The 15,169-nt window shown below is 58.2% G+C and carries 6 protein-coding genes and 2 pseudogenes; 7 read left to right on the top strand and 1 reads right to left on the bottom strand.

Annotated elements, in window-relative coordinates; all coding sequences use genetic code 11:
• Window positions 1-2 precede the first annotated feature (2 nt).
• From AC3B6A_RS17725 to AC3B6A_RS17715, 3 genes are all read left to right on the top strand, one after another.
• Window positions 3-3,104 carry a type I restriction endonuclease subunit R gene (locus AC3B6A_RS17725; protein ID WP_488398513.1) on the top strand — a complete coding sequence of 1,034 codons (3,102 nt, stop codon included), beginning with the start codon at window positions 3-5 and terminating at the stop codon, window positions 3,102-3,104.
• A 68-nt stretch (window positions 3,105-3,172) separates the two neighbouring features.
• A complete protein-coding gene (locus tag AC3B6A_RS17720) occupies window positions 3,173-3,718 on the top strand; it encodes an ankyrin repeat domain-containing protein (protein ID WP_488398512.1) in 546 nt (181 codons plus the stop codon).
• 86 nt (window positions 3,719-3,804) lie between these two features.
• Window positions 3,805-5,214, top strand: a complete 1,410-nt coding sequence (locus AC3B6A_RS17715; protein WP_488398511.1) for a hypothetical protein — start codon at window positions 3,805-3,807, stop codon at window positions 5,212-5,214.
• A 9-nt stretch (window positions 5,215-5,223) separates the two neighbouring features.
• Here AC3B6A_RS17715 and AC3B6A_RS17710 read toward each other — a convergent pair.
• A pseudogene (locus AC3B6A_RS17710) lies at window positions 5,224-5,830 on the bottom strand (IS66 family transposase); the annotation flags it as partial.
• On the opposite strand from AC3B6A_RS17710, the pseudogene AC3B6A_RS17705 reads away from it, so the two are divergent.
• The 4 genes and pseudogenes from AC3B6A_RS17705 to AC3B6A_RS17690 all read left to right on the top strand — a co-directional run.
• A pseudogene (locus tag AC3B6A_RS17705) lies at window positions 5,787-6,071 on the top strand (hypothetical protein); the annotation flags it as partial. The pseudogenes AC3B6A_RS17710 and AC3B6A_RS17705 sit on opposite strands and share 44 nt — an antisense overlap.
• Window positions 6,072-6,434: 363 nt before the next feature.
• The gene (locus tag AC3B6A_RS17700) at window positions 6,435-8,180 is read left to right on the top strand and encodes an HsdM family class I SAM-dependent methyltransferase (RefSeq protein WP_488398510.1); all 1,746 of its coding nucleotides are present in this window, start codon (window positions 6,435-6,437) and stop codon (window positions 8,178-8,180) included.
• 29 nt (window positions 8,181-8,209) lie between these two features.
• Entirely contained in the window at window positions 8,210-10,975 is a 2,766-nt protein-coding gene (locus tag AC3B6A_RS17695) for a hypothetical protein (RefSeq protein ID WP_488398509.1), read from the top strand.
• Window positions 10,959-15,161: a C-terminal helicase domain-containing protein gene (locus AC3B6A_RS17690; protein ID WP_488398508.1), complete on the top strand. Its 4,203-nt coding sequence runs from the start codon at window positions 10,959-10,961 to the stop codon at window positions 15,159-15,161. The genes AC3B6A_RS17695 and AC3B6A_RS17690 overlap by 17 nt, the downstream gene beginning before the upstream one ends.
• Window positions 15,162-15,169 lie beyond the last annotated feature (8 nt).

Below are 15,169 nucleotides of genomic sequence, written 5' to 3'. Positions count from 1 at the left end.
GAATGACCGAAGACCAACTGGAACAGGAAGCCCTTGGCTGGCTGAGTGAGCTGGGCTACCAGCATCTGTATGGGCCGGATATCTCCCATGAGGGGACTAATCCAGAGCGCGAAAGCTATCGAGATGTATTGCTGGCAATGCGCTTGCGCGCAGCGATTGCCCGGCTTAATCCGCAAGTGCCGCTGGCGGCGCGCGAAGATGCTTTGCGACAGGTGCTAGAGCTGGGATTACCGGTGCAGCTCTCGGCGAATCGCCTATTCCACCGGGTGTTGGTCAATGGCGTGTCGGTTCAGTACCAGAAGGATGGTGAAACCCGCGGCGACTTTGTGCGGCTGGTTGATTGGGTTGATGTAGGGGCCAACGAGTGGCTGGCTATCAACCAGTTCAGCATTCAAGGTCCTAAGCATACGCGTCGGCCAGACATCATCTTGTTTGTTAATGGCATGCCTCTGGTGCTGCTGGAGCTGAAGAACCCGGCGGATCTGAATGCTGACCTGATCAAGGCCTTCGACCAGATACAGACCTACAAAGAGCAGATCCCAGACGTTTTCCACTACAACGAGATTCTGGTGATCAGCGACGGCAGTGAGGCGCGCATGGGCTCGCTCTCGGCCGATATCGAGCGCTTTGCCCGCTGGCGCACAATCGATGGCGAAAAGCTGGATCCGCTGGGCGAGTTCAATGAGTTGGAAACCCTGGTTCGTGGGGTTCTGGCGCCGGAATTGCTGTTGGATTACCTGCGATATTTCGTGCTGTTCGAGGACGACGGCCGGCTTGTGAAGAAGATCGCCGGTTACCACCAGTTCCACGCCGTGCGCGCGGCCATCAGTCAGGTGGTTCAGGCTTCAAGGCCTGGCGGCACGCACAAGGGTGGTGTGGTGTGGCACACCCAAGGCTCGGGCAAAAGCATCACTATGACCTGCTTTGCGGCTCGGGTGATGCAAGCTGCTGAGATGGAGAACCCGACCATCGTCGTGATCACCGACCGTAACGACCTGGACGGTCAACTATTCGGGGTGTTCTCTCTCTCGCAGGATCTTCTGCGTGAGCAGCCTGTTCAGGCGGCTACTCGTGGTGATCTACGGGATAAGTTGGGTAACCGGCCCAGCGGTGGCATCGTTTTCGCCACCATTCAGAAGTTCATGCCAGGGGTGGACGAGGACAGCTTCCCGGTACTTTCCAACCGCTCGAACATCGTGGTTATTGCCGATGAGGCGCATCGCACCCAATACGGTTTCAACGCCGAGTTAAAGGTGGATACGCTGAAGGTTGCGGAGGGACAGGCGCGCTATCAGGTGGGGTATGCCCAGCACCTGCGCGATGCCTTGCCCAATGCCACTTTCGTTGCTTTTACCGGTACGCCGGTGTCCAGCGAAGACCGTGATACGCGCGCAGTCTTTGGTGATTACATCCACGTCTACGACATGCAGCAGGCCAAGGAAGATGGCGCCACAGTGGCTATTTTCTACGAGTCGCGCCTGGCCAAGTTGGCACTCAACGAAAGCGAGTTGCCACAGATCGATGATCAGGTGGACGAGCTGGCCGAGGATGAGGAAGAGGATCAGCAATCACGTCTGAAGTCCCGATGGGCCGCTCTGGAAAAGGTGGTAGGAGCTGAGCCTCGCTTGAAGCGTGTGGCGGCTGATCTGGTGACGCATTTCGAGGAGCGCAGTCAGGCTCAGCAGGGCAAAGCAATGATCGTGGCCATGAGTCGCGAGATTTGTGTGCATCTGTACAACGAGATCATCGCGCTGCGCCCTGAGTGGCATGATGAAGATCCCGAAAAGGGGATGATCAAGATCGTGATGACTGGCAGCGCCTCGGATAAGCCGTTGCTGCGTCCGCATATCTATCCCGGTCAGGTGAAGAAACGCCTGGAAAAGCGCTTCAAGGACCCGAAGGATCCGCTGCAGCTGGTGATTGTACGGGACATGTGGTTGACCGGCTTCGATGCTCCCTGTGTGCATACGCTTTACGTAGACAAGCCGATGAAAGGCCACAACCTGATGCAGGCCATTGCTCGGGTGAACCGCGTGTTCAAGGACAAGCAGGGCGGCCTGGTGGTGGATTACATCGGCATTGCCAACGAACTAAAGGCCGCGCTCAAGGAGTACACCGCAAGTAAAGGGCGCGGCCGGCCAACAGTGGATGCTCACGAAGCCTACGCACTGCTCGAGGAAAAACTCGATGTTCTGCGCGCCATGCTGCATGGCTTTGACTACAGCGATTTCCTTACCGGCGGACACAAGCTGTTGGCGGGGGCTGCGAACCATGTGCTGGGGCTGGAGGATGGCAAAAAGCGCTTTGCTGATAACGCCCTGGCTATGAGCAAGGCATTCAGTCTGTGTTGCACCCTAGATGAGGCTAAAGCTGTGCGCGAGGAGGTGGCATTCCTCCAGGCGATTAAGGTGTTGCTCACTAAGCGCGAGATCAGCGCGAAGAAAAAGACCGACGAAGAGCGCGACTTGGCCATCCGCCAGATCATTGGCAATGCAGTGGTCTCCGGCGAAGTGGTCGACGTGTTTGCTGCCGTGGGGTTGGACAAGCCGAACATTGGCCTGCTGGATGACGAGTTCCTTGCCGAGGTTCGTAATCTGCCGGAGAAGAATCTCGCGGTAGAGCTGCTGGAGCGTCTCCTAGAGGGGGAAATCAAGAGCAAGTTTTCCAGCAATCTGGCGCAGGAGAAGAAGTTCTCCGAATTGCTTGGGAACGTGATCAAGCGCTACCAGAATCGCTCCATCGAGACTGCGCAGGTGATCGAAGAGCTGATCGACATGGCCAAGAAGTTCGCCGCAGCCAGCAAGCGCGGGGAGAAGCTTGGTCTGAACGACGATGAGCTGTCGTTCTACGATGCTTTGGCTAACAACGAGGCGTCGGTGCGAGAACTGGGGGATGAGACGCTAGCGAAGATTGCTCACGAGCTGACCGAAAGTCTGCGGCAGAACGTAACCGTGGATTGGAACAGCCGCGATAGTGTGCGGGCTAAGTTGCGGCTTTTGGTCAAGCGCATTCTGCGCAAGTACAAGTATCCGCCGGATCAGCAGGAGGAGGCCGCGCAGTTAGTTTTGGCGCAGGCGGAGACACTCTGTGAGGCTTGGGTGTAGGGCAGACCAGTGCCGTGAGTCGGCAGTATGAGTAATCATCGAGACATCCGATGCATGGAAAGAGCAGCATGAGCGAACTACAAGGCCTCATCACCAGTCTCTACGATCAGGCCAAAAGTGGGCACTGGGATCGAGTCTTATCCGAGTGGAAAGAGCTTCCCCTAATTGCGCGACGATGCAGCCGTTTTCAGAAGTCCTCTTCCGGCTGGACGTTTCTGCATCAAGCGGCTTACTTCGGGAACCAGGACGCTTGCCTGGAGTTGATTCGCATGGGTGCGTCGACTGGAAATCCATCGCATGATGGAAAGACGGCTGCGGATATTGCACTTGAGAAGGGCCATACAACGCTGGCCTCGCAATTGCGCCGAGCTTTGCAGGACGAGGACTCACTGTGGGTCACATCCGCTGATCCAGACCTACTGCCGTGCAGCAATCTTTGGGGAGAGGCAATAGAGCACCGAGCACTTGAGGTCTTGCTGGTTGCCTATGCAGGTGGAGTCGTCAGAATTCCACTAGGCGCCAGGTACTTCACTGATTCGTTCGCACGCATCTTGGTCGGTTGGCATGGCACCTACGACCCGCCATGTGGCATGGACGGTGAGTCAATGCTGTGAAACTCTATGGGGCTCTCACAGCGCTCACTTCTCTCCAGAAGCGTTTATCTGGCGCCAACCAAGGTTTAGTCGACTAGGGAACGGTCATGCTGCATGCATTTGCTCACAAGAAGTCCAGACTCTACCGACGGTATCTGCATCGCTCGCAGCGTGAACTGGGCGATGAGCGAGCAACCCAAGAGGACGAGATCACCTCGACTATCTTCGGAAGCCTCGAGCTCCTTCCTGAGGCAGAGGTAGCGAAGTTCTGGGCAAAATTGGCGGCCTTGTCTTCTCATCCATCGCTCCTCCCGACTGGCGAAGCCACAAGCGCTGTCATGAGGTTTTGGCCGGGCAGGGGGCAGATTCAGCCCGACCTCATGGTCGAGGTGTTCTGGGGGGTAGAGCGACGCTTGCTCTTGGTTGAGCTCAAGTGGCGCTCGCCTTTGAGTGGAGAGGATCAGCTGCACAAGCAATGGGAGCAGTTTCTGACTGCTGCCGAGCGGCAAATCGCACTGCACCTGTTCATTGGAATCGAGACTGCCGAGGGCTATCAGGCGCTAGCCCAACGGGATGTCTGGAAAGGACGACTATGCCTACTCAACTGGCAGCACGTCCTGTACTGCGCAACCTACTACTCGAATAACGGGAGCCGTCAGTTCAAGCTGTGGGCGAAGCATTGCACCCATCTGCTTGGCCTCCTGGGTGTGGCGCCTTTCATGGGCTTCAAGCGGATCGAGGCGCCTGAAATCCCTGACCTCAGTGAACGAGTTTTCTGGAAGGGGAGCCACGGCATTGCCGGGCTAATCCCACCGAACATCCCCGAGCTGGGCGATGAAACGGTTTTCTTCACCCACAGCATCAAGGAGCGAGCCATGCTGGGCCATCAGATTTCTGCATGCTTCGAATTTGTGTCCAAGGTAGGCCAGGAGGTTAACAACCTCAATACGCTGATCCCGGAAGCGATAAACCGGATGTTGGGCGAGCCCAAACTGGCGGAGGTCTATGCCTCCCTCAGCTGGGATGAGGATGATGCGAGCTCCGACGACAATTGGGTTGGCACTGACACCATTTGCTCAATCCCGTTGATCATCAAGCCCAAGCGTAAGGCCACCTTGTACTTGGGATACCAGATCAGCCTGATGGGCGCCGGCATCAATGCGGGCGGCAACAAGGTGCCGCTGATTCATGTTTTCTGCTGGAGCTATGGGGCAGGTTCGTTCCCTGACTGTTCGATGATGTTCCCCTTGGGGGCTGGCGAGCAGGAACTTGATGGCCAATCTCTCTTTGTCTTCAAAGATGAGCCCGGTGCCCCACGTTCCTGGACGTACTCGCTGGATCTGTCGGTGATCAACACGCTCGATGACGTAGAGCGGCTGATCATCAAGCCCATGCGCAAGCTTCTGCTCAACGCCAGCGGTCGCGAAGCATTCACGGGCAACGTCAAGGGGTTGGTCTGCTACGAAGAGATCGCTGATGAACCAGGGCAGTACACTGTCAGCATTCGCGACCATTGACACGGACGGTCACCCACATCTTGCGTCCATAGCAAAAAAACACTGTAGGCCGCCCAAGTCACCTTGTGTGACTCCGGTATGCGTCCATTGGTGCGGCAGCCGATGACCGATCCCACGCGCCCGCGGCGTCGGCAGTCGCGTTAGCACATTCTTGAGATAGGCATACGGATCATGCTCGTTGAGATGTGCTGACTGTACAAACTCATGATCGCTGCCGCGCTTGCCGTTACGCAGCGACTCGGCAAACAGCTAGCTGGAGCACCCCAGGGCCCAGGGGCGGATTGGTTCTCGATCCAGTTGTTGTCCACGGGCACCGCATCGTTCTCGAGATCTCGAGTCAGAGCACTCCAGCGTTTGAGGCTGTAGCTCAGGGCCTTGGCGATGGCTGAGCCGTCGGCTACCAACTGGCGTTGGGCGAGCATCCAGGTGTGCAGGTGTGCAGTGCATCGAGAATCGATGCGGCTTGTTCCTGGCGTATTCGTCGCCGATCTTCGTTGCTCATATCGCGGGCTTGCCGTTCGTTTCCCTACAGGCTGGCGATTGAGAGCAGGGCCTGTTCAGCCAATTGGCTTTTGTTCGCTGCGTGCAGGTTGAAGAACTTGCGCCGGGCGTGGGCCCGCAGCCTGGGCATTGGCCATAGCAGTGCAGGTGATTACCTCCGTCGCTTTGCCGCTAGCGGTCACACCTGGCCTTTCGCGTTGTCCGATGTTGAGTTGGAGCGCCAGCTGTTTTCACCGGTTCCGATGGTGTCCTGTGAGCTACGGCTACTGCCCAACTGGGCCTGGGTACATACCGAGCTGCGCCGGCTTGGCATGACCCTGGCGTTGCTCTGGCCGGAGCATCGACTGAGCCGGCCGCCATCCAAGACTCAGTCGTTTCTAATCCAGCGGGCTTAGATTAACTGTCTGTTTCGACCCACATTATCGTGATCTAATACACGTATCGAAGAACGCAGCCGATGGGCGCATCAAAAACACGGCGTCCTCCGGATCTGGAACTGCCGCATACAAAGTCGTCACGAGTGAAGACGAGTGCGCTCTAAATTTGCTTCTCAGCTGCTACTTCATTCGCTAGCTTTGCTAGCTTTGCTAGCTTTGCTGGCTTAGACGGCATGAAAGAAGCTCAGGCGAAAGCCATCTGGAGCAAGGAAGGAAACAGATGAGCCAGAAGGCGAGCGGTGCTCAACCTAGCAGGATAGGCTGGGATTGGGGGCGGGTTTGATGACATCGCAATCGAAGCGGTCCATTAAGCGATACATTCGAGCCATTGGCTTATTGGCTCATCGGTGCAATACCGATGCGGCGACCCTCGTGGGGACGGTCCTACGCCTTTGGTGCAACATTGAGTTTCCCGCACTTCCTAAGCCGTCCCTACCTTACTCGGAGGCGTTGGCTTCCGAGCCGGAAGTCGTCGCATTCGTCGCGCTTCTGGGGCAGTTGGGTTTCCTCGAGGCCACATACTGGCTCAGTTCGTCCTATGCGATGCTTGCTGAAGAGGGCTACCGCAAGAAGCTGGCGATGTTCTTCACGCCTGTGTCGCTGACGGAAGGATTACTCGACGACTTAGCCGAACAAGGCGCCGATTTTGGAAGCCTTTCCTTCATGGATCCAGCCTGCGGGGGGGCCGCCTTCCTGGCCCCGATCGCGCTTCGCATGCGAATAGCGCTGACGACTGAAGGACTCTCTCCTCTTAAGTTGCTCAAGCACGTCGAGAAGCACCTCTATGGCACTGACTTGGACAAGACGTTGTGCGAGCTATCCAAGCACTTTCTGTGTATGGCCCTGCACACCGAAATTCAAAAAACTGGCTACGTCCCAGCATTCAACGTTCATCAGGCGAACTCGCTGACTGAGCTGTCCGCCAGCTTAGGCAGGGTCGACATCGTCGTCTGCAACCCGCCATACCGAAAAATGACTGCCGAGGAGCTTGAGCCGTTGCGGGCTGCATACGCGGATGTTATCGAAGCGCAGCCTAACCTCTACTGCTTGTTCATCACGCTCTGCGTGCGCCTACTGCGTAACGGTGGCCGCGCCGCGCTCGTTACACCGACCAGCTTCCTTTCTGGCCAGTACTTTAGTCGACTACGCAAATTTCTAATTCGCAACACTGACGTCGAGCACATCGGCATGGTCAGTGACCGAAAGGGTGTATTCATCGACGTCGAGCAAGAAACGGCGCTGACCATCATGCGTCGGCGCGTCGAAGAGGATCGCGCGCAGGTTCGAGCCAACGTCTCTGTGGTCTCTGGCAAAGGCCAATACAAAAGCGTTGGCGAATGTTTGCTTCCAAACGCCGGTGCAGTGTGGCCCATTCCACGCTCCATCGAAGACGTAGCTCTCGTCAAGACCGTCAGCTTGTCCAAGTTTCGACTGTCAGACTATGGCTACAGGGTACGCATAGGCGCCTATGTCTGGAACCGCGACAAGCGACCTAAGTTCGAGTCGCTTCAGGACGCGAGGCAGGCAAAGGCACACACCACTATCCCACTGCTGTGGTCGAGAGACATTATCGCCGGGGGAATTGTCCAGCTGGAGGTCACCTCCGCCTACAACGGCGAGCACCGTTTTGTTGATGTTGGAAATAAAAAGTGCCAATCGGTAGTTAGATCACCTTGCGTAGTTATGCAGCGAGTGACATCAAATGACCAACACCGCCGCCTTGTGGCCGCCGCTGTATCACAGGCTGTTTTTGCGACATATGGTGGGTTTATCGGTGAAAATCACGTGGTTATCGTCGAGCAAGTGACCGAAAAACCGGCGCTACCTCCGACGAAATTAGCAGAGCTCCTCAGCACGTATGCCGTGGACCGCTACTTCCGGTGTATTTCTGGTGCTACCAACGTTTCAGTTTTTGAGCTAAGCCAACTTGCGCTACCGGATCCGATAGCGCTCAAAAAAGCTCTGACCAATGGCAGCACCTTGGATGATGCTGTGAATGAGATCTTTCAACTCGTACCTGAGAGCTGAATAGACAAGGCCAGGAGGGCTGTTCTGCAATGAGCCATCTCAAATCGCTAGCGGAGCGCTTGGCAGACCAAACCAAAGCCCGTGAAAAGCTCGCAGAATTCGCGCGCAAGATTGCGGCACGGAAAATCGACTCTAAGCAGCAAGCTTTAAAGCCCAAGACAGTTGCACCTGCGCCACTCGCGCAGGAATCGCGCATACAGCGTCCGTGGGCTCAGGTACGCGCTGGAAGCGCACATGTGGATTATCAATCGAGAGCGACTGACGAACCCATTGTCCTGCAGCCTTGGACGAAGGAGCTCGTGAGCACACTGCTAAGTGCTGCGGACGGCGGAGGCGTCACACTTTGCTTGGTCTGGCCGTCCAAGCTGACCTCACTTCCCGTACTACATGCTCTAGCCAACATCGAGCGTGTATTCGCCAAGGACTTACGCGGACTTCGAACCCTAATCTACCCCGCTACCCATGCGTGCCGAACCTCTCTTCATGGCGTGCTTGTAGAGAAAACCCATCTGAGCGATTTCTTTCGAACCCTGTGGGCGGTCCAGCCCAACGGATCCGTTTCTGAGGTGAGCAGCACTACGTCGCCGGCCTTTCTCGCTGCGCTGAACGCCATCAACGATATTCGAAACTATCATCCTGAGCTACCCAACCCATCCCTCGCGGAGCTTGTTCCGACCTTCGTTTTCGACCCCGCTAAACGGGCGTGGATGACGACAGTTGCTAACCCGCTCGAGCGGACTCTGTCAAAGGTTGATCGCCTCGCAAACCGGCGTGACCTTCGTCAGAAGGTCGGCTCTGAGTGGAGTGAGTCAGACAAGGCGCCAGGAGCGCTGATGGCCATGCACTACACGGCCAGAAAGAACGCGTGGCGAACCGCGATCACCACGCCGGCGTTGAAGGGCCAGGGGCGCCCGGAGCTCCTGCTACTTGACGCCACCTGCGCCGCTATTCACACGAGCTATTCTGCGGTTAAGCGTATCCCTGACTTCTTGCACTTCACTCGCGAGAATGGCTTCGTAGATACTGGGTCTGTCATCGTTACAGATGACCCGAAGACGTTTTTCATCCTCCAAGCACGGCTCAATAAATTCAGGCTGACATTCTCTACGAAGGTGTGGGCTGTTGAAGCCAACGACGTGCTGCTCTCGGCACACCCCGTTGCTCCAGGTTGGCAGCCGGTCCAGCGCAGCAACTCGAGCTTCAGTGTGAGCATCGTTGACCGGGACGCGTCCCAGCTTGCTCTGACGTTTCAGCGTCTGACTTCAGCCGCGGGCAACGAGGAGAGTCCGGCCTACCAAGCACTGCTAGAGGCTTGCATGTACGTCCTGCGGCTGTCCAACATGCCGGCTGGATACACCGACCTCACTGAGGCCGCGGCGGAGGCCGGCGAAGGCGACTACCTCAGCCAACAGAGCGCCTGGACGCCTGTGAAGCTCAAACTCGCCGCAGCGCTCGACTCCGGCGCGTTGAACACAGTGCGCGACGCCGTTGAACGAGCCATCGAGCGAGCCGAAAAGCTCCTCGACGACTGGAACGATGCCACGCCAATGGCATCTCGCATGCTGGCCGAAGTTCGCAAGCACGCAGTTGATAGCCGACAAGGTGTTTCGCTGATACTTCCGAGCAACCAGTATGTGCTGCTGGCGCATCGCTTTCTGCAGCGGAAGCTGGGGGTGGATTGGGCCGGTGCTCAAGAGTGTATCGAGTGGCACACACTTTCGAGCGTGGGCAAGACGCTTACTAGTGACAGCAATGGCAAGCACTTCACCTTCGTCGGCATCAATTCAGACGTGCTTCGCATTTTGGTGACGCATCCGGAAGTACCGCAGGGAACTGCGGTATTGGTTGCGTATCGGCAGGCGGAATCCACGCTCACGATTCTCACCAACATGAAGGAAGTGGACGCGTTCAAGGCGTACCGCGGGCGCATCGGTCTGCTGGCTCAGGAACTGGATCGGCGCCTTGCGGAGGTGCCGAACCCGCTGGTCATCGGCAAACTCCGTGAGATGCCCCTCACGTTCAGGTTTGACGACTATGGTCACAACAGTCAAAGCGGTGAGCAGGCGTACTACAAGTTTGAGCTGGAAGGTGGTATCCGAGCATATGCCTCTGGCTGGGTCTATCGCCATGTGCCCGACGAGGATCCTCCGTTCCGCCGCGCGGCCGCAGGTGCTATCCAGCCTGGTGACTTCATCTTTGACATGAGCGACGAGCTGCGCTCTAAGCTAGAGTCGTCACTGAAGCTGAACGGTGAAGGCGTCAGCTCCGTGGTGGACCCAGTGCGCATGCTGCTCAAGCTGTACCACGACGATGTTCAACGGCGCTGCGCATTGATGTTCAAGTCCTCGAAGCGGTCAGCGTTGGCGCGCAAGATTCACGCTCGGATGGTCGAGCTGGACCCGAAGGCCGCGGACTGCCGGCCGGGCCGGGTGTATTACTGGTTGGCCCTGCAGGCAAAGGACGACACGCGGCCACACGCTTCCAGGGACTCCAAGTACTTCAAGGTCTTCTGCAAGGCTTTGGGCATCAGCGACGAGGCGGCCGAGCAGCACTGGGGCTTCGTGCGCAATGCACGGCGTCTGAGCCAGTATTTGGGACGAGAGCTGGTCGCCCGGTATGCCGAGATTCTGTTCCAGCCTGAGAGCGCCGCGACCTATCGTAAGGTTCCCGAAGACGTCATCCGGCAGCTGCAGCAGGATGCGTTGCGCTGCGTCTATCGCGTCGAACACGTGGTGCCAGCGCCGGCGCGGGTGACCACAAGCAAGCAGGGAGAGACAAGTGCGCATCCTCAGTAAGAACCCCCGCGACATTCATCCAGCCCACAAGGAAGCCGTGGTCGACAGTCTGCTTAATGGGCTGTCGGCAAGACTCGCTGGCAGAGGCGACTTCTACAAGGTTATCTACGGGGCCAAGCCAAGCGCGGCACTGATGTCGGAGTTCATCGTGCCAATGCCACCAGAGGAGCGCAGCGGCGACGAGGAGGCGGACCCCATTCGCATCAGTGCGCACGGTATGGACTTCCAGATCCGGTCAACTGCTGCAGGCGTCACGCTGGGCGTGTCGCTTACTGGTGCTGTGTACGTCCGCATTCTGCCGACCGAGTACGAAGTCAATCCCGGGGGGCGGTTGGAAGCCACGTTCCCCTTGACGCGAGAAGCCCGCGCCGATATCCGCGCCAAGGTCAAGGATGCGCTGGGCAAGCTTGTGGCTGAGCTGCCTGGTGGCAAGACGCATCCGGATTGGGCGGCGAAGAGCTATGAGGCCCGGAAGGCTGTGTACGAGTCGATGGGGCTGCTGTTCGACAACCGACTGGACCGTGCACCGGTAGAGGAGGACTCGGAGGCCGAGGGCACCGATGGTGATAACGGTGAAGGCGGAGAGGCCAGTGAGGCGCGCCCAGTCCAAGAGGTTGCCGTCGGCCTGGCAACTCCTGACGGCCTAGCGGAAGACATTCCTCCTCCTCCGAAGTGGCTTAGGCTCGAGCTCACTCTGCCCTCCTTCGAGTTCACGCCGGCAACAGCCGAGGTCGACGCCAAGAAGGCAACGGATGCCCTGAACGAAGCCGTCGCCAAACAGCTTGCGGACTGGGCAGGCGGCTCGGACCCAGAAACAGGCGGCAAGTTGTGGGGATACCGGCGCACACGGGTCCGACCGTCCGACGTTCGCGACTGGACGCGCTATTTGGATCGGGTGCGCGCCTCGGATCTTACGGTAATCGTGCCGCAGATTGAGCTGCGCTGGGTTGTTCAGGCAGTGCCTGACCCGGTCGACTCGACTCGCATGACCATTCATGTGGCACTGGAGAACTGGACAGCTCCGCTCACGAAGACCAACTTCAAGGAGCTGGAACCCTCGCTATTCCAGGTCTCGGTGACTACGGCGGTACCAGCGGCCGACCACCAGTTCCTGCGCTTGGACCGAGTTAAGCCGTCCTACCGGTACAATCAATATCTTAAATACCCGGCGCTGGGATTCAACGGTGGCATCATCCTGACTGTTGACGGCGCACTGCACCGGCTGACCACGACGTGGGCACCGCGCTACGTGCTGCCTCGAATCACCCCGACCAATAGCGCCGTCGAACGCAACATCGAGAAGCTGGCCCATCCCGACTGCCTGGCCGGCCTGAAGCCGCTCGTCACGACCTACGAGGCGTGGCTGGCCAAGGTCGAAAAGCATCCAGCAGACCTGGGCCTTGACGGACCAAATGCCGTGGAACAACTAGCGGCCGAGAAGGAGAAACTGCACCAAGACCTCGCGGCGTGGCGCAGTGAACTGGGGGCTATCCGTTGTGGCCTGGAGATCCTCGAGAAGTCCCGTGCGAATTGGAGCGGGCCAGGTATCCAGTCGTCGCCGCTTGGTATCCCGTTTGAGGCGTGGGTGTCGATGAACACTGCCATGGCCAAGGTGGCCAAGTCGAAGGGCTATGATGAGTGGCGACTGTTCCAGCTCGCCTTCATCTTGGCCTCTATTCCGGCTTTCGCGACGCGCATCCGTGAGTTCCATAGCTTTTACACGCCCGAGGTTGCCAAGCACGCCAACGCTGTGACGCTGCTGTATTTCTCCACTGGTGGTGGCAAGTCCGAGGCGTTTCTAGGCCTGCTTGCGTTCGTACTTTTCCTCGACCGTCTTCGGAGCAAGCACCGGGGTGTGTCGGCCTTGATGCGATACCCGTTGCGCCTGCTCACCCTTCAACAAGCGCGCCGTACTTTCGCGACTTTGGGGGCGGCCGAAGAGGTTCGACACAAGCGCCAGCATCCTGGCGAGCCGTTCTCGCTTGGATTCTGGGTGGGTGGAAGCAATACGCCAAACTGGCATTCCGAGGACGGCTACACCGAAGTGCCCAGTGACGATGAAGTCGCTCCAGGCGCGGAGCCCAAGCACAAGGATACCCAGCCCTACAAAAGCGCCCGGGAGCGCTGGCTAAAGCTGTCCTCGTGTCCGTTCTGTGGCAACAAGGACGGTAGTCTGCTGGCGCTGCGCCGTCACTCGGGCATTGGTGCCAACGCGATGGGGCACTACTGCACCGCGCCGAAAGAGAAGTGTTCCTGGAATGCCCGGTTTGCCAGGCCGACGCCGCTGCCTTTCTACATCGTCGACGAAGATATCTACGATCTAGCTCCGTCCGTCCTCTTGGGTACGGTCGACAAGCTCGCCGCCATCGGTCAGTCGCAGGGTACCATCCGCAAGTTTTTCGCCATGTTTGGCTTTGCTCCATTGGTGGAGAACGGCAGTGAGCGCCTGTACGTCCCGATGAAGCCAAAGGATTGGGATGGGCACCCGGGCTCCGGAACCCGCGCACTGTTTCCTTCGTTCGCTTCAGGCGAAAAGAGGTTCTTCGACCCGTTTCCGGCCCTCCTGATTCAGGACGAGGCCCACTTGCTGGACGAGTCCCTGGGTACCTTCTCGGGCCTATTCGAATCGGCACTGGAGGCGGCGCTTGACCAGCTCTCGCCACTGCTGAAGGGCTATCTTTCGTACGAGCCAGAGTCCGCTGTCCGTCGAAGAATTAAGGTCATTGCCGCATCAGCCACAGTCAGCGAGCCGCAGCGTCAGATGCGCAACCTGTACCAACGCGACAATACGGTACGGTTTCCATATCCGGGGCCCACGCTCTACGACTCTTTCTACGCGACGCCCCTGCAGCCTGACGTTTCATCAGATGACACCGAGCGTGCAGCCATTCCCGTCAGCGAAGTGGAGCTTCGCAGCCACTGGGCCCGTGTCTACGCCTCGGTCCTTACCAACGGACACCGTCACACCGTGGCGATGGCATCGGTGCTCGGTCACTATCACGTGATGCTCACCGGCTTGTACGAGCGCCTGCGTAGCGAAGATCCGGCCAAAGAGAAGGCCGCGCGCGACGAACTCATTCAGTGGGTGTCTCCTGGACCCCAGCAGGCACAATTTGTACGGCTCCTGGTGGGTGCAGACGCTGCCACGCTGTTGACGCTGGTGGACCTGCACCGCATCGCGCTGACGTACGTCACGAACAAAAAAGGTGGCGACCAGGTCATCGATACGGAGAAGGTTCAGTTCGAGAAACTGCACCAGTTCGAGGGCTACACCGACCAATCGCTGAACTCGGAACTAATCTCCGGGGCGGTGTCGGCAGCGGACATTCAGGACATCGTTAGGAGGGCCGAGACGCGAGTTGGTGTCAACAAGCCGTTCCCGGAATTGAATGATACGCTTCGGTCGGTTATCGCCACCTCCGCTATCTCGCACGGCGTCGACGTGGAAGAGTTCAACGCGATGTTCTTCGCAGGCATCCCATCGGACATCGCGGAGTACATCCAAGCATCGTCACGCGTGGGGCGCACGCATGTAGGCTTCTCGCTGCTGGTGCCCGTACCACAGCGGTATCGCGACCGGTTTGTGCTGGAGATTCACGACATCTTCCACCGGTTCCTGGAGCGGATGATTCTGCCAGCGGCTGTTGACCGATGGGCCGAGAAGGCGCTGGTGCGAGTGATGCCGAGCTTCTTCCAGGAGTACGTCTGTGGAATGAACGCCATCGGTCGGCTGTGCGCGGCGGACGACGACAAGAAGCGCGACAGCCCGACGTTTGCCATGGCACCCGATGTGCGTGACTTCCTGAACGTGCCGGCCAACATGAAGACTACCGAAGCCTTCATAGAGAAGGCGCTCGGTCTGTCCTTCTCACCCTCCCCTGAGGGGAAGAACTACTACTGCTCGCTGATCAAGGCGCAGCTTGCCCACTACCAGCAGGATTTGGATGTCGACCGATTGGTGAACGGCACTCGCTTGGTCCAGTTCTTTGCTGCACGCAACAGTCTGCTGCGGCCGATGACATCGCTGCGCGACGTGGATCAGCCCGGCCTTATCCATGAGTCGGGTACTGATGCGTCATACAGGCGTGTGGCCGACGGTATGACTAAGCGTGCGATGGAGTTCATTCGGCGAGGTTCTGGTGCCGATATCGACTCGACTGATAGTGCGACAGAAGGTCGGAGCTGACGGAGAAG

It is taken from the genome of Pseudomonas sp. B12(2026) (assembly GCF_057767015.1).
The sequence above is the reverse complement of the archived record's forward strand: the minus strand, read 5'-3'. Positions and strand labels throughout refer to the sequence as shown.